Here is a 23615-nt window from a genome sequence, read left to right on the forward strand (position 1 = left end):
GAGACTCAACGCCAAGAACTTGGCATTTGCGCCTGCAATCATCACCACGTTATGGTTAGCCAATGGTTAATTCGCCGCAAAACCCCCGCCAAAACCTCGATTTGACGTCGTTTTCCGCCACCAGCGGCGCGGCCGTCGAGTGGCGAATCTCGGATGCGCCCGTGCCCTATCCCGACGCCGTGGCAGCTATGGAGGCCCGGGTCGCCGCGATCGCGGCGGGCGAAGCGTCCGAGCTGGTCTGGCTGCTCGAGCACCCCCCGCTCTATACCTCCGGGACCTCGGGCAAGGAGACCGACCTGCTTGACCCCCGCTTTCCGATCTTCGCGACCGGGCGCGGCGGCCAGCTCACCTATCACGGGCCCGGCCAGCGGGTGGCCTACATCATGCTCGATCTCAAGCGCCGCCGGCCTGACGTGCGGGCCTATGTCGCCAGCCTGGAGGAACTGATCCTGAAGACGCTCGCCGCTTTCAACGTCCGCGGCGAGCGGCGCGAGGACCGGGTCGGTGTCTGGGTGAAGCGCCCGGACAAGGGGCTAGACCACGAGGACAAGATCGCCGCGATCGGCGTGCGGCTGAAGCGCTGGGTCTCGTTTCATGGCATCGCCATCAATGTCGAGCCGGAGCTGGAGCACTTTGCCGGCATCGTTCCCTGCGGCGTCGCCGATCCCCGCTACGGCGTCACCTCGCTGGTCGATCTCGGCCAGCTCGTGACCTTGGAAGATGTTGACGTCGCGCTCCGGCAAGCCTTTGAAGAGCTGTTCGGGCCGACTCGCGCGCTGCTGCCGGAAGCGGTCTAACGCATTTCTGTTGGAGACACGCCGATCGCGTTCGCGATGAGCGCGGAATCGGTTACGCTCGTGTCAGGCGGCGCCCACGCCTCCCCCCTCCGCCGGGAAAGCAGACTTCATGTCGGGCGTTGCGACCATCGGACCAACTGTTCGAGCGCTGAGCATAAGGAGGGATTGCGTTTCAGCTCGCACCAGGAGGTTCTGACGATGAAACTGTCTGCACCGATCTATCATCTGAAGCGCAAAGCCAAGCGCCTGTCCCGCGAGGAAGGCATTCCGCTCCACGACGCGCTGGACCGCATCGCCACGACGGAAGGGTTTTCCGCCTGGAGCATGCTGGCCGCGAAAGCTGCGGCGGCGGCACCGGCAAACAAGCTGTTTCCGCAACTCAAGCCGGGCGATCTGGTGCTGGTCGGGGCACGACCCGGCCAGGGCAAGACGCTGATGAGCCTCGAACTCGCCGTCGAGGCGATGAAATCAGGCCATCGTGCCGCGTTCTTCTCGCTCGAATACACGGAGAAGGACGTGCTCGATCGCTTGCGCGCGATCGGCGCGGAGCCCGCGCAGTTCGACAAACTATTCGAGGTCGATTGCTCCGACGCCATCAGCGCCGACTACGTCGTCAAGCAGATGGCCATGGCTCCGCTGGGCACGGTCGTGGTGATCGACTATCTGCAACTGCTGGACCAGCGCCGGGAAAACCCCGACCTGACTGTTCAGGTGCGTTCGCTAAAATCCTTCGCGCGCGACAAGGGGCTGATCGTCGTGTTCATCGCGCAGATCGACCGGTCCTACGATTCCGCGGTCAAGCCCTGCCCTGATCTCAACGATGTCAGGCTGCCGAACCCGCTGGACCTGAAGCTGTTCGACAAGACCTGCTTCATCAACAACGCGGAGGTGCAGTTCCGCGCCGCAAGCTGATGATCGGGCCGCGGGTGAGATCGCTCACCCGCGGCTTGCGACCTCACGCCGCCTTCAGCGACATTTCGAGCTTGCCGGCGATGTAGCGGCGCTCCTGGGTCAGGCCGCCGAAGCCGTAAGCATCACCCTTGACCTCGTCGACATGCAAATAGGTCTCGGGATGCAGCGGGCCGAGAATCTCAGCCATGCGTGTGAACATCGCGGCGAGATAGGCCGCCTTCTCGTCCTTGGTGTTGGTGCCTTCCGTGATGTGGATGTCGATCCAGTAGCTGGCGAGCTTCTCGTCGGCGAGCGACTTGCCGCCGGCGAACCAGTCGCCCGCATCGACGGACTTGGCGATGATGGCGGTGACCTTGGGATCCTTGTGCAGGATTGTTGCGGTGAGCTCGGACACGGCGCGCGCGATGTCGGCCTTGAGCGACGGCGACTGGCGGGACGAGGTGTAGGACACGGTGATCAGGGGCATGGTCGTTCTCCTCAAGATGCTGCGCGGTTTGCGCGGCGTTGGTGAGAAACTAGACCTTCCACCGTCATTTTGGTATCTTATCTAAGATGATACAAGTGATAACGGATTATAATGACAGCCACGCTCGACATCGCCACCGTCCAAGCCTTTCTCCTGGTCGCGGACCTCCAGAGCTTTACCCGCGCCGCCGAAGCGCTCGGCACGACACAGGCCGCCGTCAGCCTCAAGCTGCAACGGCTGGAAACGCTGCTGGGCAAACGCCTCGTCGAGCGCTCGCCGCGCGCAGTCCGCCTCACCACCGAGGGCGCGAGCTTCCTCGATCGCGCCCGCGCGCTAATGGCGGCGCATGACCGCGCGCTGTCGGGCGAGGCTCGGCCTGAGCAATCGCTCTCGCTCGGCATCTCCGATCACGCCGCGGGCCCCGAACTGGTGCCGCTGCTCGAACGGCTGCATGCGATGTCAGCGAATCTCACCCTCGCCGTCACCATCGGCTTCTCGCGCGAGATGCAGGATGCCTATGACGCGGGCGAGCTCGACGCCGTGATCGTCCGCCAGGAAGGCAGCCGCCGCGGTGGCGAGAAACTGACGGAGGACGAGTTCGGCTGGTTCGCGTCGCGACGCTTCACCCTGCCGAAGGGCGAAGCTCTGCCGCTGGCGACCCTCGCCCCGCCCTGCGGCGTCCGCGCCATCGCCGTGCGCGCGCTCGACAAGGCCGGCATCGCCTGGCGCGAGCGCTTTGTCGGCGGTGGCGTGACGGCGGTGGTCGCGGCCGCTCTTGCGGGACTTGCGATCGCGCCGCTGGCACGGAGGATCGCGCCTCCCGGCCTGGTCGACATCGGGCCCGCGCACAAGCTGCCAAAGCTCGGCAGCTCGAAGGTGATGCTGCATTCGAAGGTCAGCGATCCCGCCAAGCTCGCGGCGCTGCGTGCGGTGGCGGCAACGTTCCGCAGTGGGGCCGCCGCCTGAGAGTCCTCACAAGATCGCCTCGAACGCGCTGCGCAGCGTCTCGTGCCGAAACACAAAACCACGGCTCAGCGCCTTGTTCGGCAGCACACGCTGACCGCCGAGCAGAAGCTCGTCGGCAAAGCCGCCGCCGATCCGGCGGAGCAGACCGCCGGGGATACGGAACACTGCGGGCCGATGCAGCCGACGACCGAGCTCCTCGGTGAACTTGGCGTTGGTGACGGGGATCGGCGCGGTGGCGTTGACGGGCCCGGTCAAATCGGGCGTTGCCACCACGTAAGCGATCAGCCGGATCAGGTCGTCGCGCTCGATCCAGGACATCCATTGCCGCCCGGTGCCGATGGGACCACCGAGCCCGAACTCGAACGGCGTCAGCAGGCGCGTGATGAAGCCGCCTTCCGTGCCGAGCACGAGGCCGATCCGCAAGTTAACGACGCGCACGCCAAGCTCCTCCGCCGGCCGCGCCGCCTTCTCCCAGGCCGCGCACAGCTCGTGGCTGAAGCAGGCATGGGACTTCGCCGACTCCGTCAGCACCTGGTCGGCCCACAGGCCATACCAGCCGATCGCGGAGCCGCTGACGAGCACCTCGGGCTTGCGTTCGAGCCGCGCGATCAACTTCACCACATCGCCGGTCATGTCGAGGCGAGAACCGATGATCCTGGCGCGCTTGGCCTCAGTCCACAGGCCGTTGCCGATCGGCTCGCCGGCGAGGTTGACGATGGCGTCGATATGCATGTCGGAGCCGAGCTGATCGAGGCTGGTGATCAGCGTCACCGGCGGCGGCAGCATCTCGGCCTTTGCGGGATTGCGAATCAACGCGATGACGTTGTGCCCTGCGCCAGCAAGGCTTGCCGCCAGGCGGCTGCCGATGAAGCCGGTGGCGCCTGTGATCAGCACGGTCTTGCGGCCGGGCAGTTTTTCGACGAGCCCTGCTGCAGGCACACTCTTCATGCGGCCGAGCCGGCGCATCGCGGCAAAATCCCTGACGCCGCAGAGTGCCGCTCCAACCGCGCAGGCGGTCGCGGCGATGCTGAGCAGGCCCTGATAGACCACGCTCACGCCGAACGGCCGCATCGCCCAGTCGATCAGCACCGGCAACAGCAGCACCAGGATGGCACCGTAGTTGATCGCGAGCAGCGTGTGATTGATCCGCTCGCTCGGCGGCAGTTTCCGGCTCAGATCCTCCTCGACGAAATCCATCAGCGTGATGACGACCTCGGCGACCAGCACTGCGACGACCAGCATCGCCAGCAGGCCGTAGACCTCCAACCAGCCGAGCAACAGGAACAGCAGCGCATAGAGCATGTTGCGAATGCCGTGCAGCTTGAGCTCGAACCGCTGCGACGGCCGCCAGGCCAGGCGCTCGGTGAATTCGTGATGATAGAAGGTGTCGAACACGCCCATCACGATCTGGATGGCGATGAGCGTCCACAACAGCGGCGTCATGATACGGCCTCCCTGAACAATGCAGACTGGTGGATCAGCGTGCCGTAACGCGGATGAACGACATCGAGGGTGAAGCGGAACGTGCCCTCGCCGAGATCTGTGTGCGTCACGGTGAGATCGCCCGGCGTGAGCCATTGCGGCAGCGGGATCCAGAAGCTTCCCAGTTGCAGACCGTATCCGGCACTGCGAAACGTCAGCGTCTCGCCTTCGACCGCGATGCGGAGCGCCATGGAGACGCCGAAGCCGACATATTCCTCCAGACCGGTCGGACCGGCGAAACGCTTGGCCGAATGGATTACCTGCGGAAAGCCGCGCTTGCGCGCGCAGATCCGGGTCCAGGTCTGGCCGCCGGTCGCACCATCCTCGGTGACCGTGACGATCATCGGCACGCCGGTGTCGCGTCCCGTCGGCAGCGGCCCGCCGATCAGCCGTGCGGCTTGCGCGAACCACCAGCCGATGTCGCTAAACGAGACCTCGTCGACCACGCCGACATAGACGACACTGTCGCCATCGGCGACACGCTTGGAGAAGCGCCGCCAGGTCGCGAGCGGCAGGCGGCCCCAATCCTCGTCCGACAGCAGAGAACGGAAGCGGCGGTCGTCGAGGAGTTTGATGTGAGCGGAGGTTGGTGCGCTGGAGCCTGATAATCTCGCCGACGTCATCGCAACCTCCTCAACACTATTTGGCCTTGCCCAGCGGCAGCAGGTTGACGATCTTCTCGCCAAGCCGCATCAAGGCGACCAGCCGCGGCCGCGGCACTTTCAGCATCTGCATGAACCAGTGATCGGCGAGCTCGGTGAAGGCGAGCATCTCCTTCAGCCGCTTGCTCGCGACCGGATTGATGGTCGGATCGTCGGCGGCATCGGTGACGCAGGCCCTGAGCGCCGTGATCGCCGGATCGAGCTCCCGCTCCTTGCGCCGCGCCGCGATCCGGGCCGCAACCTCCCAGATGTCGGTCTCCGCTTCGTAATGATCGCGCCGGTCGCCGAGGATCGGCACCCGCCGGATCAGGTTCCAGGCGAGCAGTTCCTTCAACGAGTTGGAGACGTTGGAGCGGGCCATGCCGAGCGTGTCGGCGATGTCCTCCGCTGTCATCGGCGCCTCCGCGAGATAGAGCAGCCCGTGGATCTGGCTGACCGAGCGGTTGACGCCCCACTGATCCCCCATGTCGCCCCAATGCAGGATGAAGCGCTCGACGGCGGCGGGGAGTTTCTTCTTTCCGGTTGTTTCTGTCATGACAGAAATATCTGACGCCTTCGATTGCGTGTCAAGTGCCGTCGGGCGCCTTGCGTCCTGCATACCGTTCGCAATATTTGCCTAAAAACGTCCCAGAGAATCGGAACCAAACGCCGTGACGAGCGTTTGCCCCGGTCGAGGCGGGGTCCGGAATGATCAGAAACTTCAGTCAACAGAGAGACTTGTTCGAGAGCGAACGCAGTTTCCGGCTGTTGGTTGAAGGAGTCGCCGACTACGCGCTCTACATGCTCGATCCCAATGGGATCATTACCAGCTGGAATATCGGCGGCGAGCGGATCAAGGGCTACACGCCCGCGGAGATCCTCGGCCAGCATTTCTCGCGCTTCTACACCGAGACCGATCGCGCCAACGGCAAGCCTGCCCGGGCGCTCGGCATCGCACGGAACCAGGGTCGCTACGAGGAGGAAGGCTGGCGCGTCCGCAAGGACGGCACCTTCTTCTGGGCAAGCGTCGTGATCGACCCCATCTATGAAGGCGGCACCCTCGTCGGCTACGCCAAGATCACCCGCGACATCACCGAGCGCCGCAATACGCAATTGAAGCTCGAGGCGATGCAGACGCAGCTTGCCGAGTCGCAGAAGTTCGACGCGCTCGGCCAGCTCACCGGCGGTGTCGCGCACGACTTCAACAATTTGCTGATGATCATCAGCGGCAGCCTTCATATCCTCAAGAAAGGCGACGTCGACGATCCCAAGTTTCAGCGCGCGATCTTGGCGATCGAGACGGCCAGCAAGCGCGGCGCCGCGCTGACGGGACAGCTCTTGAGCTTCGCGCGGCGCCAGAGCGTCAATCCGCAGCCGATCCATTTCGCCGACCGCATCGCGGCGATCCGCGAAGTGCTTCACGCCGGCGTCGGCAGCGCTGTTCGCCTCGCCTTCGACATCGAGCACGACGTCTGGCCGATCAAGGCCGACGTCTCCGAGCTCGAGACGGGGCTGCTCAATCTCGTCATCAATGCACGCGATGCCATGCCTGATGGCGGCACAGTGACGATCGGCGCGCGCAACACCGTGCTCGACGACCCGCTCCACAGCGGCGAATTCGTTGCCATCACCGTTGCCGACACCGGGCTCGGCATCCCCTCCGACGTCGTCGACAAGATATTCGAGCCGTTTTTCACGACGAAGCCGGTCGGCAAAGGCACTGGTCTCGGCCTGTCACAGGTGCACGGCTTTGCGCACCAGGCCGGAGGCACGGTCAAGGTCGCGAGCGAGCTCGGCAAGGGCACGACCTTCACCATCCTGCTGCCGCGCGAAACCGCGAGCATGCCGAGCGAAGCGCCCGAGCCGACGCCCGCGCGGGGCAGCGGCACGGTGCTGCTGGTCGAGGACAATCCTGATGTCGCGATCGTCAGCACCGGTCTGCTGGAACAGCTCGGCTACCACGTGCGCCGGGTCGCAGATGCCGAAGCCGCGCTGCGCGAGCTCGAGCACAACGGCGTCGACTTCGTCTTCTCCGACATCGTCATGCCCGGCAAGATGGATGGCCTCGGCCTTGCTCACCTCCTGCGGCAGACCCACCCCGACCTGCCGATCCTGCTCGCCACCGGCTACAGCGAAGTCGCCGCCGGCGTCCGCGGCGACTTCCCGATCCTGCGCAAGCCGTATGAAATCCACGAACTGAGCGAAGCGATCTCCAAGCTGCCGCGGTGAACAACCCTCAGGGAGCTGATTACCCGAGGGCTATCTAACGAAGCTTAGATAGGACGCCAGCGCTTCGACTTCGGCCGGGCCCAACGAGCGGGCGACGATCGGCATCGGCGTTCCCACTCCCGAGTGATAGCCTTGGCCCCACTGCTCCAGCCGGGTCTTCAGGTAAACATAAGCCAGTCCCCCGAGGCGAGGAATGTCCCGCACACCTTCGGCGTTCGGACCATGGCATGCATAGCAGGACGCGACGTTCGCTTCTGGAATGCCTTCGAGGTAAATCGCTCTGCCCCGTGCGGCAAGGCCCCTGTCGCCGTCACCGGCGGGCTTTGGCGGAATGGACGCGAAATAGGCCGCAAGGTCGCGCGCGTCCTGGGGCGCAAGCGCGGCGACGGCACCCCACATGTACTGCTTTGAAAACGGATTATCGCGCGTGTGGTCGCGGAAGCTCCTGATCTGACTCTCGATATATTGCGAACGCTGACCAGCCAGCCGCGGCGCAACCGTGTATCCCTGTCCCCCAGTGCCATGGCACCACGTGCAATTGCGGACCCGGGCGTCGCCTCCGTCCCATGCGAGCGCCGGTGCGATCGAGCCCACGATGGCCAGAACCACGATTTTCCAACCGATGCCCTTCATGAGCCCACGCTATCGCGCCTCAGGTTTGCGGACGCCGCAGATTTGAAACGGCGTTACCGTCATTGCAGATAACCGACATAGGCTGCGACCGCTTCGACCTGGGAGCGCGACAGGTTGTGCGCCGTCGGCGCCATGATCGCCGAGGTATCGACCGCCGAACCTAGGCCTCGCACTTTCGCCCATCCCGTGAGCTGGCCGACCGTATAGTCGTAAAGCTGGCCCGCAAGGCGCGGGATTTCGTTCTGGCCCTTGCCATCGGTGCCGTGACAGGCCGAGCACGCCGGCACGTTGGCCTCCGGAATCCCTTCCTCGTAAATACGCTTGCCGACCGCCAGAGAGCCGCGCGGCGCCGCTCCGAACGGCTTCGGATCGAGACTCTTGAAATGGGCGGCCAGGGCAGACACCATGGACGGGCTCAGCACGTGAGCGACGTTGGCCATGATCGGATTGGTGCGCCTGCGTTCGATGAACGCCCGCAACTGGTTCTCCAAATATTGCGGCTGCTGCCCGGCCAGCCGCGGCATCGGAAAATATCCGCGATAGCCCTGACCCGATAGCCCATGGCATGTCTTGCAATATTCGAGCTTGGCCTCGAGGCTTCCGCCGGAAGCGGCGCCCCTTTCCTCGGCATGACACGCGACGGAGAAGGCCAGCGCGAGCATCGATGCCCGCAAGGCCCTGCTCAGGCCGGCCGTGCTCCGCAGCATGATGCGCCTTCGTACCGAGGAGCGGGACATTACCAACCAGCTCCCCACATGTGGAAGTTCAGTCCGACCTTCACGACCTGAACGGTCTGGCTGACGCTGACCAAGCCCTGAGTCCCCGTGAGCGGATCAAACATATTCAGGTTGCCGCGACCGAACCCGTAGTAGTCATATTCGAAGTTAGCCGACCAGTGACGCGTGAAGGCCCAGTCGACGCCGGCGCCGACTGTCCAGCCGATCCGGTTGTCGAGGCCGCGGAAATCAAACGGCACGCCACCGATTGAGCCACTGACCTCGTATTTGTCGCCGGCCATCGCGACGCCGCCCTTTCCGTAAAGCAGGACGTTGTCGAAGGCGTAACCGACGCGGGCAGTCACGCTGGTCAGAAAATCCGTGTTCGCCTGTACCAATGCCGTGTCGGGAACGCTGACCGGGAGTCCAACGGTCCTGTTGGCCTTCATGGTCGAGCCTGACGCGCTGCCCTCGATTCCAATCACGAAAGCGGAGGAAGCGAACTGATAGTCGCAGCCAATCTGACCACCAATAACAGCGCCGGTCGGCCCCGGGTTGACGGTCGTTACCCCGACCGTCCCACCCGGACCAGCGTTGTCCTGCACCAGCTGCACCGGGTCGGTGATGTTCTTGGTGGCGAAGCCGCCACCAAGATGCATACCTCCGTAGCAGCCGGTCCAGTTGAAGCGCTCCGCGAAAGGAGCAGGCGGGACTGCCAGATCGGCAGCATGCGCCGATCCAATCACGCTCAGTGCGAGCGCTGCGGCATATGCGGCAATCGATTTTCTCATGCGACGATCTCCTGAGCAGTCCGGCCTACATGGCGAACCAGGCGTGGAGGAACAGGCTGTTGTTGTCGTGGGCGGCGACCGAGGTGCCATTGAACTTGTTGTAGTAAGTGTATTGCAGGCCGATGCGGGCGTTGAACCACGGCCAGCCGATCATCTTGCTCGCCCCGAAGGGGATGTAGGCGATCTCGGCCTGCCAACCGTCGCTGTTGGGGGTCATGGCCAGTCCGCTGAGCGGGTCGGTGCCGTAAAGATTCGCGTCGGAAGTGCCCGAGATTTTGAAGTATTGGCCGGTGAGAACGACGCGGTTGTCGGCACCCATCGCCAGCGAGGCTTGCAGCTTCATGCTGTTGACGAGATTGGTCGGATTGGCGGCGGCAAAGCTCGCAAAGCTCGAATCGAGCCGCTGATATTCGCGAATGTAGCTGCCACGCAGCGTCAGCCAGAAATCATCGCCCTGATATTGGTACTGCGTGTCGAAGCCGATGTCGGTGAACTTGTCCGACAAGGGATCGACCGCTGTCGTCCACGTCCCGAACGCCGTGTTGAGCCATGGATGGAGCTCGGAATACATGCCGAAGGTTCCGATCATCCACGTATTTCGGCCCCAGTGCGGCTCAAACGCCACGCGCCAATATGGCGCGATGCCGCCAAGCTGTCCGACGCCGAACGGATCCGTCCCGAGCGCGTTCTGCTGGCTGAAGGAGAGCATCTTGTAGCCGGTCACTTCGAGATACAGCAGATCGTTGATCATCGCGTAGGCGCCAACGCCGCCGACATGCGCGGCAAGCGCGCCCTCGACAACGGTTTTGGTGGCGGGCGTCGCCGCCAGGGTCGATACCGCGTACGGGAATCCCCAGGCCGGCGTCGTATTCCACAGATCCTGCACGGTCGGATTGTTGTTGGCGGTGATGCCGTAGACGATGTCGAGAGGTCCGACCATCGCGGTACTCGCAAAGCGAACGTCGGTGTTGTCCCACGTCCAGGTGTGCCCGAAGGGATCGCCAAATCCTCCGGCCGGCACAGCGTTGTAGGTGACCTGCGCGAAGGCGCCGATGTTGCTCGTGATCGCTCCGCCCCAGAAGATGCTGAACGGCGACATCACGGTGTTGTTGTTCGGGGCATAGGGATCTGTCGGCGGTGGCAGGTCCGCCTGCGTGTGGGTGAAGCCGACGACCGCCATCATCGAGATCGGCGGGACCCATTCCTTGCTATCGGCGTCGGCTTGAGATTGCGGGGCTACCGCCTTCGCGTAGCCGCGCAGCGAGTCGTACTCGGCGCGCACGCTCAGCGCATCGTTGGACGAGAACGGCGTCGTGCGGAATTGGCCGCCCCCGGCCGTATATCCGAGCAACTTGAAGCGCCGCCCGTAAGGCGTGAGCGCGGGGAAGTCGGTATGACAAGTGCCGCACGGTTGCCCGGTCTGGCGCGCGAAACTCGGCAGGGCCTGCGCAGGCGGAGCAAAACCGGTCGTCAGGCACAACGCTGAATACGCGAGCGCAGCAGCGGCCAACAGCCTTCGGATTGCACGAGACCTGAAACGACGATCCCACTTGGCTCGCATCGCGTCATCCATCCACTCGCAGCATGCCGCCGGCGCGGTCATGAACATCGAGACACTGTCGAGCTAAAACCGAGCCGCCTCGAAGCGACTGTTCAAAACAGAACAGCAAATTTGATTTCGATAATGTGCGGCGTTTTAGCAACATGGATTGGGCGTAAACAAAGCAACGCTACGCACCACGCTTGTCGTGAACAATTTGCAGGACAACTCCTATCATCGGGGGACGATTATGAAGCTCCGTGAACTGAGGCCGATGCTGCTGGCAACATTCCTGATTGCCGGCGTTTCAGCGCCGAGCCTTGCGGAGGAGAAGGATGCCTCCGTTCCTGCGCAGGAGCTCAAGGCCAAGACTGACTACTGCAAGACCTGTCACGGCCTATCGGGACAAGGTTTCCGGGGATCTCTTCCGATGCCGCGCCTGGCGGGGCAACAACCGGAATACGTAAAAAATCAATTGCAGGCCTTCATCGAGCGCAGGCGAACCAACCCGGTGATGTTCAACGTGTCGCATGTTCTGACGCCGACAATGCTCACGGCCCTTTCGACCTATTTCAAGGACCTCAACCCGAAGCCATTGGGGGGCGCGCCGAGGGACCAGCTGGCTGTCGGAAAGAAAATCTATGAAGAGGGCGTTCCTGCCGCCGAGGTCCCGCCATGCGCATCCTGCCACGGACCGGACGCCAAGGGCGCCGATGCGTTTCCGCGTCTGGCGGGTCAGCTGCACGACTACATGATCAGAAAGCTGACGAACTGGGACAAGGAGCGCGGCCAGGACAAGGCCAACCCCGACAATTCCGCGATCATGCAACCGATCGCCCACAATCTCACGGAAGTGCAGATCAAAGCCGTCGCAGCCTATCTCAGCTACCTGGAATAGGCTGGCCCCCGATTGATCACGCGACTGGCTAGAGTCCCAACATCGAGACGAGGAGTGCGGTGTAGACCTGAATCTTTCGACCGTGGCTGTCGTAGCTGATGTATCCCTGCTCGCGAAACCTGTTCATGAAGGTGCTGATTCTGGATCGGGTCGTGCCAACCATCTCCGCAAGCGCTTCCTGGCTGAGGTTGATCTCATTCGGTCTTCCACCGTCTTGTCCCTGCTCGGCAAGGACCAGCAAAAGCCGCGCAAGCCGCTTTTCGCTCAGGTTCAGCAACTGGTCGCCCAAGTCCTCCTCGAGCCGCGTATTGCGCGACAGAAGATGCGCCATGAAGAATTTTGAGAATTCCGGCTCGGCACTCAGCGTCGACAGCATCACTTCGGTCGTTACGGAGGTGATCAGGCAATCTTCCAGCGCCACGACGGTTGCGGTCCGCGTGTTCGCGCTGCGCAAGCTGGTTTCACCGAAGAACTGTCCCTGCCCGATGATCCCAACGATGGCTTCCTTGCCGCGGTTGGAAAACGTCGCGACCTTGACCCGCCCCTTGCGGATGTAGCCTACGGTGTCGGCGGGCTCACCCTGGGTACAAATCTGCCAGCCGGCTTCAAACCGCTCCAACGTCACGCCGGCGGCGGGCCTGGTCAGGAATGCCTTGGGGTCGAACGGCGCTTTCACCGTTCTATCGAGCGGTGCTGCATCAGACATGGCATGCACTTACCGATCTTGGGATCTTGAACACGGCCATTGATGCACTGCTCGCAACTGCGAGTGTTGCGACAGATCAAGGCCTTCACCTGCAATTGCGAGGCATTCTTGATTTTGGGGTGCGTTCTAGACCGTCGGCAGAACCGAGAACGCTTCCCCTGCCCTGCGCAGGTTCAGCTCATCCACGCTCGCCGTCTCGCTCGTCACGCTGTTCACGCGCGACGATGGCGGGCCGTGGCGGCACAACGCCACCATGTCGGCGACATGCTTCGGCGCACCCGCGAACAGCGCTTCGACGCTGCCGTCGCGGCGGTTGCGCACCCAGCCTTCGAGACCGCTCGCTGTCGCCTGGTATTCGACCCAGGCGCGATAGCCGACGCCCTGGACGCGTCCGCGGATCATGACCTGGAGGATCGCGCGGCTCATGTCTTCAGTCCAAGAAGGTCAGCGCTGCGCGCTTTCACCTCGGCCTCGCGCGTGACCCGACGGGTCAGCTCAGCCGAGGGCAATCCCTTCAGCGCCTTCGGCGGTATGCCATCGCGCAACGCCTTCTGGACGTCGTAGACGGCCTGCGTGGCCGCTGCGATCGGCGCGTGGCCCTGGAGCGCGATGCGGACGCGCTGGCCCGCGAGATAGTCGATCGCGTTCAGTTCGTCAGGCGCGCCACCGAGCACGATCGGCAGATGCGTGGCACCGACGATCGCCTCGAGCTCGGCCCGCGACTTGATTCCCGTGAAGAACAGCGCATCGACACCAGTTGCTTCATAGGCTTTGGCGCGGCGGATCGCATCCTCGATCGAGGTGATCGAGGCGGCACCGGTGCGGCCCATGATGACCAGCGAGGCATCGCCGCGCGCATCGAGTGCCGCCTTCATCTTGCCGACGCCCTCCTCCAGCGAGATCAGCTGCGCCTTCGGCTCGCCGAAGGCAGCCGGCAGCAGCGTGTCCTCGATGGTGAGGCCGGCCGCACCCGCCGTTTCCAGCTCCTGCACCGTGCGGCGGACATTGAGCGCATTGCCATAGCCGTGATCGGCATCGACCAGCACCGGCAGGCTTGCGGCGCGCGACATCCGCCGCATCTGCTCGGCAAGCTCGGTGAGCGTGATCAGGGTGACGTCGGGGTCGCCAAGCACAGCGAGCGAAGCGACCGAGCCGCCGAACATACCGAGCGGAAAGCCGAGGTCCTCGGCGATGCGGATCGAGATCGCGTCATAGACCGAGCCAGGATGGACGCAAGCCGAGCCCGACAGGATGGAGCGCAGTTTTTCGCGGCGGGAACGAAAGGCCATGGCGATGTCTCGGTCGAGTTGGTGAGTGCTGGCAGACTGGCCCGCACCCACTTACACTTTTACGCAAACTCCAAAATCAGCGCGTCCACCGCGAGCGTCGCGCCTGCGCTGGCGTGGATCTTCTTCACGGTGCCGTCCTGCTCGGCGCGGAGCACGTTCTGCATCTTCATGGCTTCGACCACCGCCAGCGTCTCGCCGGCCTTGACCTCCTGCCCTTCGGTCACCGCGATCGAGACGATCAGGCCCGGCATCGGACACAGCAGCTTCTTGCCGGTGTCGGAGGCCGTGGTCACCGGCATCAGCCGCGCGGAAGCAGCTTCGGCCTCGGTCCAGACATAGACCGGCACCTCGACGCCCTGATGCGCCAGGCGAATGCCGTTGGCGATCGGGCGCGCCTGCACCGCGACGATGTGGCCGTCGATGGTGCCCTGCCAGACCGGATCGCCAGGCTTCCATGCGGACTGCAACAGATGTGCGTTGCCGGGCTTACCCTCGGCGCTGACGAAGCGGATCGCGATCGCATCACCCTCACGGGCAACCTCGAGCAGGATTTCCTGGCGATCGAGCCAGACCGCGCGGCGGCGCTCGCGCTGCACGACGCGGCCGCCCATCTGGCCGGAGATCTGCCGCTTGCGCTCGCCGAGCACGTGATCGATGGCGGCGCCGACCGCGGCGATGCGCCGGGCGACCTCACCTTCGGGCACGCGCACGGAAAAGCCCTTGGGGAATTCTTCCGCGATGAAGCCGGTCGACAGATTGCCCTCGCGCCAGCGCGGATGATGCATCAGCGCCGACAGGAACGGGATGTTGTGCCTGATGCCGTCGACATAGAACGAGTCAAGCGCGGTCGCCTGCGCCTCGATCGCCGCGGCGCGCGACGGCGCATGCGTCACGAGCTTGGCGATCATCGGATCGTAATGGATCGAGATCTCGCCGCCCTCCTGCACGCCGGTGTCGTTGCGCACGGTGATGCCGTCCTGGCTCACTTCCGCGGGCGGGCGATATTTCACCAGCCGCCCGATCGAGGGCAGGAAGTTGCGGAACGGATCTTCGGCATAGAGACGCGATTCCACCGCCCAGCCGGTCAGCGTGACGTCCTTCTGTGTCAGCGCGAGCTTCTCGCCTGCGGCCACGCGGATCATCTGCTCGACGAGGTCGACGCCGGTGATGAGTTCCGTGACGGGATGCTCGACCTGGAGGCGCGTGTTCATCTCCAGGAAGTAGAAGCTCTTGTCCTGGCCTGCGACGAATTCGACGGTGCCGGCGGAATCGTAGTTCACGGCCTTGGCCAGCGCGACCGCCTGCTCGCCCATCTTGCGGCGGGTGGCCTCATCCAGCAGCGGCGACGGCGCTTCCTCGATGACCTTCTGGTTGCGGCGCTGGATCGAGCATTCGCGCTCGCCGAGATAGATGACGTTGCCGTGCTTGTCGCCCAGCACCTGGATCTCGATGTGGCGGGGATCGACGATGAACTTTTCGATGAAGACGCGATCATCGCCAAACGACGCCTTGGCCTCCGCTTTGGCAAGCCCAAATCCCTCCGCGACTTCCTCGGTCGAATAGGCGATGCGCATGCCTTTGCCGCCGCCACCGGCGGAGGCCTTGATCATCACGGGATAGCCGATCGCGTCCGCGATCTTGACCGCGTGCTTGCCGTCCTCGATCACACCGAGGAAGCCCGGCACGGTCGAGACGTCAGCCTTGGCGGCCGCCTTCTTGGATTCGATCTTGTCGCCCATCGCCGCGATCGCGCCCGGGTTCGGGCCGATGAAGACGATGCCGGCGGCTTCCAGCGCGCGCGGAAACGCCTCGCGCTCGGACAGGAAGCCGTAGCCGGGATGCACGGCCTCGGCGCCGGTCTTCTTGCATGCCTCGACGATCTTCTCGATCACCAGATAGCTCTCGGCCGCAGCGGGCGGGCCGATCAGCACGGCCTCGTCGGCCATCTCGACATGGAGGGCGTCGCGGTCCGCCTCGGAATAGACCGCAACGGTCTGAATTCCCATCTTGCGGGCGGTCTTGATGACCCGGCAGGCGATTTCGCCGCGATTGGCGATCAGGATGCGTTTGAACATGTTGTCTTGAGCTTCGTCCCTTGGGCGGGACCCCTCCCGGGCCTTTGGCGGGTAGACCGGACGGGGCCGTATCCTGTCGTGGTACAGCAAAATCGGCCGGAGGCAACGGCCAAATCCGCCCCGCTCTGGCGTACCAGCGCAAGACCGCCAAGACCGAAATGACCGGGCGCCTCGCCCCGGCAAGCCCTATGGCTTACCGGCCTTGGCCAAATCTCTGGCCATGTCACTGGCCAAGTCCTTGGCCAAGTCTTTGGCCACGTCCCTTGCCATATCCTTGGCCACGTCCCGGACCAGGCCGTGGATGAAGCCCAGCTTGGCGACCACGGCCGGTGACAGGATGAAGGGATAGAGATCGCGCAGGCCCATGGCGCGGTTGACGCTGTTCATGGCGAAGGTAAAGGGCAGCCATGCATCGACGATCGCCTGAATGTCCCGTGCCTCGTAGGGGTTGAACCGGATCCGCGTCGACAACTCTCCGTCACGATCGACCCGCGGCCGCACCTCCATGCCGAACTCGGAGGCCATCTCCAGGGTATCGACGATGTGGAGATAGTGCGCCCAGGTCTCGGCGAAATCTTCCCAGGGGTGCGTGGTCGCATAGGCCGAAACGTAATTCTGCTGCCAGTCCGGCGGTGCACCTTCGGCATAATAGCGTTGCAGGGCCTCTCCGTAGTCAACCGAATCGTCGCCGAATACGGCGCGGCACTCATCCAGCTTGCCGCCCTCGCGCACCAGCACGTCCCAGAAATAGTGCCCGACCTCGTGGCGGAAATGCCCGAGCAGCGTCCGGTACGGCTCGCCCATCTCCAGCCTGCGCCGCTCGCGCTCGATCGTGTCAGTCTCGGTGAGCGCGATCGTGATCAGGCCGTTATCGTGGCCGGTCATGATCTTTTCCCCGGTGTTCGGATCGTCGGCGAGAAAATTAAAGATCAACCCGCGCTCGGGATTCTCCTGCCGGGTCTGGAGCGGCAGCTTCCAGCGGATCAGGGAATAGAACAGCCGGTGCTTCGCCACCTCCAGCTCGCGCCAGCCGGCAAGTTGCGCGGGATCGGATAAATCGGGCACGATGCCGTTATGGCGGCAGGCGTGGCAATAGCCGGTGGTGTCGCTGGCATCCGTCAGCCAGTTGCAGGCATCATACTCGGCGTTGCGGCAGAGCAAGCGGCTTTCGCCCTTGTCCGCAAGCGCCTTCCAGCCCTCTGCAGCAGGCTCGATCGCAGACATCGTCTCCCTCTCCGGCAGGAAGGCAACGCGGTGGCCGCAGCGTTCGCAGGCACGGTTCTCGAAATAGAGAACGTTGCCGCAAGCCTGGCAGACAAAGAGCTTCAAGATGAGCCTCTTGGGAAAGGGTGTCTTACTGATAGCAGAGGTGGCGCCCCGCAGATACGCGCGCCGAGGCTCATCGTTCCTTTATCAGGAACAATTTGTCGGACCTCGCGTTCATTCATAGCCGCCACATGCCGCTCGGCGGGCCATTTCCCGATCTATTCCCTTTTGAGCAATGGCTATCACGCTTTGTCTGTGTGAATATCGGCCCGGCACGTGCGCTCCCGCATCACAACGGCCGACGCCTTGAACGATCCGACACCCGAAACCATTGCCGCCGAGAGGCTGCGCCTGCACCTCGAAGAGATCGCGCGCGAACGCGATAACGCCTATCGCGCGCTCCAGGAACGTGAGGCTGAGCTGGCGCGCATCCAGCGGATCGCCGGCGTCGGCGGCCTGGAGATCGACTTCCGCGACGGCGTGAAGACCCGGCGCACCCCTGAATATCTCCTGATCCACGGTCTGCCGGCGGAGGCCGCTCATGAGACCTACGAGGACTGGGTTGGCCGCATCCATCCCGAGGATCGTGATCGGACGGTCGAGCATCTCTTCAACACGCTCAAGGGGGAGAATAGCGACTATTCCGACCGTTATCGCATCATCCGCCCTGATAACGGCGAGATCCGCTGGATCCGCGTCGTCGGCAAGATCGAGCGCGATGCGAACGGGCGCGCGGTGCGGTTGGTCGGTGCGGATCTCGATGTCACCGACCAGATGCTGGCCCAGGCGACGCTACACGAGAGCGAGGAACGCTTCCGCCTGATCGCCGACAGCGCGCCGGTGCCGATCTGGGTGACGAAGCTCGACCGCACGCGCTCCTTCGCCAACCAGGCCTATGTCGATTTCGTCGGCCTGCCCTACGAGCAGGCCATCGCCTTCGACTGGCGCAAGGTATTGCATCCGGACGACCTGCCGCATGTGCTGCAGCAATCCGTCCAGGGCGAAGCCTCGCTCAAGCCGTTCGTGCTGGAGGCACGTTACAAGAACGCATCGGGCGAATGGCGCTGGCTGCACTCGGAATCGCAGCCGCGCTGGGACCCGACCGGCAAGCATATCGGCTTCATCGGCGTCGCCCACGACATCACTGCTGCCAAGCAGGCGGAGATCGAGCTGCGCAGGCTCAACGAGACCCTAGAGGAGCGCATCGCCGAGCGCACCGCCGAGCTGGAATCCAACGAGGCACGTCTGCGCGCGATCCTCGAGACCAGCAACCAGTATCAAGGCCTGGTCAATCTCAAGGGCGAGCTGCTCTACGCCAACAAGACGGCCCTCGACGGCATCAAGGCGAGCTCTACTGACGTCATCGGCAAGCCGTTCTGGGACACGGCCTGGTTCACCGGCACCCCCGGCATGAGCGCTGTCGTCCGCGAGGCCTTCGACACCGTGCTGAAGGGCGAAGCGGTGCGGATCGAGATGCGGCTGCGGCTGCCGATCGGCGAGCGCGATTTCGAATTCGGCATGCGTCCGGTGCTCGACCGCCACGGCAATATCACCGGCGCGGTGCCCGAGGCCGTCGACATCACCGAGCGCCGCCGCGGCGAGGAAGCGCTGCGGCAATCGCAGAAGATGGAGGCGATCGGCCAGCTCACCGGCGGCGTCGCCCACGATTTCAACAACCTCCTCACCATCATCCGCTCGGCGACCGACTTCCTGCGGCGCCGCGAGCTCCCGGAGGAGCGCCGCCGCCGCTATGTCGATGCGATCTCCGACACCGTCGAACGCGCCTCCAAACTGACTGCGCAGCTGCTGGCCTTTGCACGCCGGCATCCGCTGAAGCCGCAAATCTTCAATGTCGGCAGCCAGGTCGAGGGCGTGGCGCAGCTGGTGCGACCGCTGGTCGGCGGCCGGATCGAGATCGTCGTCGAGATCGACGATTCCGATTGCTTTACGGTCGCCGACATCGCCCAGTTCGAGACCGCGCTGATCAACCTCGCCATCAACGCCCGCGACGCCATGGATGACGAAGGCCGCCTCACCATTTCAGTACGCAAGGTTCAGGGCATCCCGAACCTCCGGGCGCAGTCTGCGCGCGGCGGCGACTATGTCGCGATATCGGTCGCGGACACCGGAAGCGGCATCGCCCCCGAAAACATCGACGCCATTTTCGAACCCTTCTTCACCACCAAGGAGGTCGGCAAGGGCACCGGCCTTGGCCTCAGCCAGGCTTTTGGTTTTGCAAAGCAGTCCGAGGGCGACATCGCGGTGACGAGCACGCCCGGCAGGGGCGCGACCTTCACCATCTATCTGCCGCAGGCGCAGAGCCCGACCGCCGAGAAAGAAGCGGCATCGCTGACCAGCGAAGGCGCGACCACCGGGCGCGGCTATCGCGTGCTCGTGGTCGAGGACAACGACGACGTCGGCCAGTTCTCGACCGAGCTTCTGGAAGACCTCGGCTATGTCACCCGCCGTGCCGCCAACGCCAAGGCCGCCCTCGCCATCCTCGGCGAGAACGAATTTGCGGTCGATCTCGTCTTCTCCGACGTCATCATGCCCGGCATGAACGGCGTCGAGCTCGCCGGCATCATCCGCGAGCGCTATCCGGGCCTGCCCGTCGTGCTGACCAGCGGCTACAGCAACGTGCTCGCCGAAAACGCCCATCGCGGATTCGAACTGATCCAGAAGCCATATTCGGTGGAATCGCTCTCGCGCATCCTGCGCAAGGCGATCATGGAAAAGCTGTCGGTGGCTCGCTAAGGAATATCCCCATGAAACCCGCCCTCTTCTCCGCCTGGCAAACCTGGGCGCTGCTCTCCGCCTGTTTTGCGGCGCTCACCGCGATCTTCGCCAAGGTCGGCGTCGCGAACATCAATCCTGACCTCGCGACCTTCATCCGCACCATCGTCGTTCTGCTCGCCTTCTCGGTGCTGCTGTTCTTCACCGGGCAGTTCGCCGTGCCCTCAGCAGTCTCGTCGAAGACCTGGCTGTTCCTGGTGCTGTCGGGGCTGGCGACCGGCGCCTCCTGGCTGTGTTATTTTCGCGCGCTGAAGCTTGGGCCCGCCACGCTGGTGGCGCCGATCGACAAGCTCAGCGTCGTGCTGGTCGCCCTGTTCGCCTTCGCCTTTCTCGGCGAGCGGCCGAGCGCGCAGGGCTGGATCGGGATCGCCATGATCGGCGCCGGCGCTGTTCTCCTGGCTGTGAAGCTTTAGCGCGGAACAAAGCGGGCGTGACGTCGGTTTCTGCCCCGGGGCGACTTGAGCCTCGATCGAGAGACCGATGTCGAGCAAAAGCCCCGACCAGGCACGGCAGGCTGGCCACGCGCTGGATGCATCGAACTTCTTCCTCGCCGACGTCCGTGACGGGCTCGGCCCCTATCTCGCCGTCTATCTCCTCACCGAGCAACACTGGGACGAAGCACGGATCGGCCTCGTGATGTCGATTTCGACCATCGCCGGCATCGTCGCGCAGACGCCGGCCGGCGCGGTGGTGGATGCGACTCGGGCGAAGCGAACGGCGATGGCGGTTGCCGCCATCCTCGTGACGCTCGCCTCGCTGTCGCTACCCCTGTTTCCCGCCTTCCTGCCGGTCGCGATCTCGCAAGGCATCGCGCAGGCTGCGGCCGTGATCTTCCCACCGGCGATCGCCGCCGTTTCGCTCGGCATTTTTGGGCACGCCGCCTTCACCCGGCGGATCGGACGCAACGAGACCTTCAATCACGCCGGCAACGCGGTCGCGGCCGGACTTGCGGGCGTGTCGGCTTACTGGTTCGGGCCATCAGTGGTGTTTTATCTCCTTGGAGCCATGGCGATCGCGAGCCTCGTCAGCATCCTGGCGATTCCCGAAAGGGCCATCGACCACGACCTTGCCCGCGGACTGAAGGAAGCTGGTGCGGACAAGCCGCATGACGCACCATCCGGTCTCGGCATCCTCCTGACCTGCCGCCCCCTGCTCGTCTTCGCGATTTGCACGGCGCTTTTCCACTTGTCCAACGCAGCGATGCTGCCGCTGGTTGGGCAGAAGCTGGCGCTGCAGGACAAGAACATGGGCACCAGCCTGATGTCGGCCTGCATCGTCGCCGCGCAGCTGGTCATGGTGCCGTTCGCAATGCTGGTCGGCGCGAAGGCGGACCGCTGGGGCCACAAGCGCTTCTTCCTCGGCGCGCTGTTGATCCTGCCCATTCGGGGAGCGCTCTATACGCTCTCGGACAATCCGGTCTGGCTGGTCGCCGTGCAGCTGCTCGACGGCGTCGGCGCCGGCATCTTTGGCGCGATCTTCCCCGTGATCGTTGCCGATCTCATGCGCAACACCGGCCGCTTCAACGTCGCGCAAGGTGCCGTGATCACCGCCCAGAGCATCGGCGCCGCGCTGTCCACGACACTGGCCGGCTTCGTCGTGGTCGGCGCGGGCTATAGCGCCGCGTTCATCACCCTCGGCGCGGTCGGCGCGATTGGCGCCGTGATCTGCCTTCTGGCGCTACCCGAGACGCGACAAATCGCGGATGACGGCCCGCGCCTGCAGGGGAAGACAGCAGCGCCCGCTTCCGCTATCGCTGCCAAATGAACTCACGCCACAAGGATTGAACGTGCCGTCTGACGCCATCTGGGCCTGGATCATCATCGTCGCCGCGACCGCTTGCGTCATCATCCGTCCATTTCGCTTGCCCGAGGCGATCTGGGCCGTGCTCGGCGCCGGCGCCCTGGTGCTGCTCGGTTTCCTGCCGTGGCAGGATGCGCTGGACGGCGTCGAGAAAGGCGTCGACGTCTATCTTTTCCTGATCGGCATGATGCTGATCGCCGAACTGGCGCGGCTCGAAGGACTGTTCGACTATCTCGCAGCGCTCGCCGTGGAATACGCTGCCGGCTCGCCGCAGCGACTGTTCCTGCTGATCTATGTCGTCGGCACTGTCGTCACCGTGCTGCTCTCGAATGACGCCACCGCGATCGTGCTGACCCCGGCGGTCTACGCCGCGACGCGCGCGGCCGGCGCCAAGCCGCTGCCTTATCTGTTCGTCTGCGCCTTCATCGCCAATGCCGCGAGCTTCGTGCTGCCGATCTCCAACCCCGCCAATCTCGTCGTGTTCGGCGCGCGCATGCCGCAGCTGACGGAGTGGCTGCGCCTCTTCACCCTGCCCTCGATAGCCTCGATCGTGCTGACCTACATCGTGCTGCGCCTGACCCAGCACCGCGCGCTGAAGGAAGAGACAATTGCCCGCAGCGTGCCGCATCCCAAGCTCGGTCGCGGCGGCAAGCTGACGGCGGTCGGCATCGTCGCCATCGGAATCGTGCTGGTCACGGCCTCTGCGCTCGACAAGCAATTGGGCCTGCCGACCTTCATCTGCGGCGTGGTGACGGCCGCGATCGTGCTGCTGATCAGCCACCAATCGCCGCTGCCGGTGCTGCGCGGCGTATCCTGGAGCGTGCTGCCGCTGGTCGGCGGTCTGTTCGTGATGGTGGAGGCACTGATCAAGACCGGCGTGATCGGGCAGCTCAGTGCGCTGCTGCATGAAGCGGTTGCGCAATCGATCCCGAAAGCCGCATGGAGCGTCGGCATCGCCACCGCCATTGCCGACAACATCGCCAACAATCTGCCGGTTGGTCTCGTCGCAGGCTCAGTCGCTGCCAGCGATCACCTGCCCGCGCCCGTCGTCAGCGCGATCCTGATCGGCGTCGATCTCGGACCCAATCTATCTGTGACCGGTTCGCTCGCGACCATTCTCTGGCTGGTCGCGCTGCGGCGGGAGAAGATCGAGGTCGGCGCCTGGCCGTTCCTCAAGCTCGGCATGCTGGTCACGCCGCCGGCCCTGATCGCGGCATTGGCTGCTGCGATCCGATAATCGCGCGCAGTTTGCGGCGCATCAATGTGGCCGGCAAGACCGAACCTATACTTTTCTCCGTCGCGTAGCCTGATAGGCGCGGCAAGGAGATTTATCATGCACATTCAATCAAAGGCATTGCCGCAGAGCTTTTCCCTGCGCCGCTCGCTTCACGGCCTCGCCGCACCGGACGATGCGTCCCACCCGCTGCTCGTCTTCGTGGCCGTGGTGCTGTTGACCCTGTCCGTCATCGTGCAGATCGACCTGCACAGCGCCCAGCTTCAGGCCATCGGCCTCATCGGCTATGCAGCGACCGGGATTGATCCCGCATTCATGGGCCCGTAGCGAGAAGGCCCGGTCGCGGCCATGACGGCCGCGACCGCACTTTTCCGGATCAGG

The 23615-nt window shown here is 64.2% G+C and carries 23 protein-coding genes; 10 read left to right on the forward strand and 13 right to left on the reverse strand.

Annotation, left to right across the window (positions count from 1 at the left end; genetic code table 11):
- The first annotated feature begins 62 nt into the window (after positions 1-62).
- Together lipB and M2427_RS09810 are read left to right on the forward strand one after the other, a co-directional pair.
- A complete protein-coding gene (lipB, locus tag M2427_RS09805; protein ID WP_280706061.1) occupies positions 63-797 on the forward strand; it encodes a lipoyl(octanoyl) transferase LipB in 735 nt (244 codons plus the stop codon).
- A 198-nt stretch (positions 798-995) separates the two neighbouring features.
- Positions 996-1709 carry a DNA helicase gene (locus M2427_RS09810; protein ID WP_280706062.1) on the forward strand — a complete coding sequence of 238 codons (714 nt, stop codon included), beginning with the start codon at positions 996-998 and terminating at the stop codon, positions 1707-1709.
- 43 nt (positions 1710-1752) lie between these two features.
- Here M2427_RS09810 and M2427_RS09815 read toward each other — a convergent pair whose 3' ends face one another.
- The gene (locus tag M2427_RS09815) at positions 1753-2175 is read right to left on the reverse strand and encodes a tautomerase family protein (RefSeq protein ID WP_280706063.1); all 423 of its coding nucleotides are present in this window, start codon (positions 2173-2175) and stop codon (positions 1753-1755) included.
- Positions 2176-2286: 111 nt separating this feature from the next.
- Between M2427_RS09815 and M2427_RS09820 the strand changes: the two genes are divergently transcribed.
- The gene (locus M2427_RS09820; protein WP_280706064.1) at positions 2287-3141 is read left to right on the forward strand and encodes a LysR substrate-binding domain-containing protein; all 855 of its coding nucleotides are present in this window, start codon (positions 2287-2289) and stop codon (positions 3139-3141) included.
- Between the two features lie 6 nt (positions 3142-3147).
- Here M2427_RS09820 and M2427_RS09825 read toward each other — a convergent pair whose 3' ends face one another.
- Genes M2427_RS09825 through M2427_RS09835 form a run of 3 tightly spaced genes read right to left on the reverse strand, consistent with a single transcriptional unit; the run spans position 3148 to position 5820 of the window.
- Entirely contained in the window at positions 3148-4584 is a 1437-nt protein-coding gene (locus M2427_RS09825) for a TIGR01777 family oxidoreductase (protein ID WP_280706065.1), read from the reverse strand.
- Entirely contained in the window at positions 4581-5246 is a 666-nt protein-coding gene (locus tag M2427_RS09830; RefSeq protein ID WP_280706066.1) for a DUF4166 domain-containing protein, read from the reverse strand. Before M2427_RS09830 ends, M2427_RS09825 begins: the two co-directional genes overlap by 4 nt.
- Before the next feature lie 16 nt (positions 5247-5262).
- A complete protein-coding gene (locus tag M2427_RS09835; protein WP_280706067.1) occupies positions 5263-5820 on the reverse strand; it encodes a MarR family transcriptional regulator in 558 nt (185 codons plus the stop codon).
- Between the two features lie 152 nt (positions 5821-5972).
- On the opposite strand from M2427_RS09835, the gene M2427_RS09840 reads away from it, so the two are divergent.
- The gene (locus M2427_RS09840; protein WP_280706068.1) at positions 5973-7493 is read left to right on the forward strand and encodes an ATP-binding protein; all 1521 of its coding nucleotides are present in this window, start codon (positions 5973-5975) and stop codon (positions 7491-7493) included.
- A gap of 30 nt (positions 7494-7523) precedes the next feature.
- Here the strand turns inward: M2427_RS09840 and M2427_RS09845 are convergent, their stop codons facing one another.
- Genes M2427_RS09845 through M2427_RS09860 form a run of 4 tightly spaced genes read right to left on the reverse strand, consistent with a single transcriptional unit; the run spans position 7524 to position 11143 of the window.
- Positions 7524-8126: a c-type cytochrome gene (locus M2427_RS09845; protein WP_280706069.1), complete on the reverse strand. Its 603-nt coding sequence runs from the start codon at positions 8124-8126 to the stop codon at positions 7524-7526.
- Between the two features lie 59 nt (positions 8127-8185).
- Complete coding sequence (locus tag M2427_RS09850) at positions 8186-8833, reverse strand: c-type cytochrome (protein WP_280706070.1); 648 nt, start codon at positions 8831-8833, stop codon at positions 8186-8188.
- Positions 8834-8862: 29 nt separating this feature from the next.
- Positions 8863-9633, reverse strand: coding sequence for an outer membrane beta-barrel protein (locus M2427_RS09855; RefSeq protein ID WP_280706071.1), 771 nt, complete (start codon positions 9631-9633; stop codon positions 8863-8865).
- A 25-nt stretch (positions 9634-9658) separates the two neighbouring features.
- Entirely contained in the window at positions 9659-11143 is a 1485-nt protein-coding gene (locus M2427_RS09860) for a cytochrome C (RefSeq protein WP_280706072.1), read from the reverse strand.
- 280 nt (positions 11144-11423) lie between these two features.
- On the opposite strand from M2427_RS09860, the gene M2427_RS09865 reads away from it, so the two are divergent.
- Entirely contained in the window at positions 11424-12071 is a 648-nt protein-coding gene (locus M2427_RS09865) for a c-type cytochrome (RefSeq protein ID WP_280706074.1), read from the forward strand.
- Between the two features lie 28 nt (positions 12072-12099).
- Here M2427_RS09865 and M2427_RS09870 read toward each other — a convergent pair whose 3' ends face one another.
- From M2427_RS09870 to M2427_RS09890, 5 genes are all read right to left on the reverse strand, one after another.
- Positions 12100-12747 (reverse strand): Crp/Fnr family transcriptional regulator, encoded by a 648-nt coding sequence (locus tag M2427_RS09870; protein WP_280706075.1) that lies wholly within the window; start codon positions 12745-12747, stop codon positions 12100-12102.
- 156 nt (positions 12748-12903) lie between these two features.
- Entirely contained in the window at positions 12904-13203 is a 300-nt protein-coding gene (locus tag M2427_RS09875; RefSeq protein ID WP_280706076.1) for an acylphosphatase, read from the reverse strand.
- The gene (locus M2427_RS09880) at positions 13200-14066 is read right to left on the reverse strand and encodes an isocitrate lyase/PEP mutase family protein (RefSeq protein ID WP_280706077.1); all 867 of its coding nucleotides are present in this window, start codon (positions 14064-14066) and stop codon (positions 13200-13202) included. The genes M2427_RS09875 and M2427_RS09880 overlap by 4 nt, the downstream gene beginning before the upstream one ends.
- Positions 14067-14125: 59 nt before the next feature.
- The gene (locus tag M2427_RS09885) at positions 14126-16141 is read right to left on the reverse strand and encodes an acetyl/propionyl/methylcrotonyl-CoA carboxylase subunit alpha (protein ID WP_280706079.1); all 2016 of its coding nucleotides are present in this window, start codon (positions 16139-16141) and stop codon (positions 14126-14128) included.
- A 186-nt stretch (positions 16142-16327) separates the two neighbouring features.
- The gene (locus M2427_RS09890) at positions 16328-17470 is read right to left on the reverse strand and encodes a putative zinc-binding peptidase (RefSeq protein WP_280706080.1); all 1143 of its coding nucleotides are present in this window, start codon (positions 17468-17470) and stop codon (positions 16328-16330) included.
- A 213-nt stretch (positions 17471-17683) separates the two neighbouring features.
- Here M2427_RS09890 and M2427_RS09895 point away from each other — a divergent pair, with 213 nt between their 5' ends.
- From M2427_RS09895 to M2427_RS09915, 5 genes are all read left to right on the forward strand, one after another.
- Positions 17684-20161: a PAS domain S-box protein gene (locus M2427_RS09895; RefSeq protein ID WP_280706081.1), complete on the forward strand. Its 2478-nt coding sequence runs from the start codon at positions 17684-17686 to the stop codon at positions 20159-20161.
- Positions 20162-20172: 11 nt separating this feature from the next.
- The gene (locus tag M2427_RS09900; RefSeq protein ID WP_280706082.1) at positions 20173-20613 is read left to right on the forward strand and encodes an EamA family transporter; all 441 of its coding nucleotides are present in this window, start codon (positions 20173-20175) and stop codon (positions 20611-20613) included.
- A 67-nt stretch (positions 20614-20680) separates the two neighbouring features.
- Positions 20681-21964: an MFS transporter gene (locus tag M2427_RS09905; RefSeq protein ID WP_280706083.1), complete on the forward strand. Its 1284-nt coding sequence runs from the start codon at positions 20681-20683 to the stop codon at positions 21962-21964.
- 22 nt (positions 21965-21986) lie between these two features.
- Positions 21987-23237 carry an arsenic transporter gene (locus M2427_RS09910; protein ID WP_280706084.1) on the forward strand — a complete coding sequence of 417 codons (1251 nt, stop codon included), beginning with the start codon at positions 21987-21989 and terminating at the stop codon, positions 23235-23237.
- A 96-nt stretch (positions 23238-23333) separates the two neighbouring features.
- Positions 23334-23561, forward strand: a complete 228-nt coding sequence (locus M2427_RS09915; protein ID WP_280706085.1) for a hypothetical protein — start codon at positions 23334-23336, stop codon at positions 23559-23561.
- Positions 23562-23615: the final 54 nt, after the last annotated feature.

The organism is Bradyrhizobium sp. BR13661, from assembly GCF_029892425.1.
GTDB lineage: Bacteria > Pseudomonadota > Alphaproteobacteria > Rhizobiales > Xanthobacteraceae > Bradyrhizobium.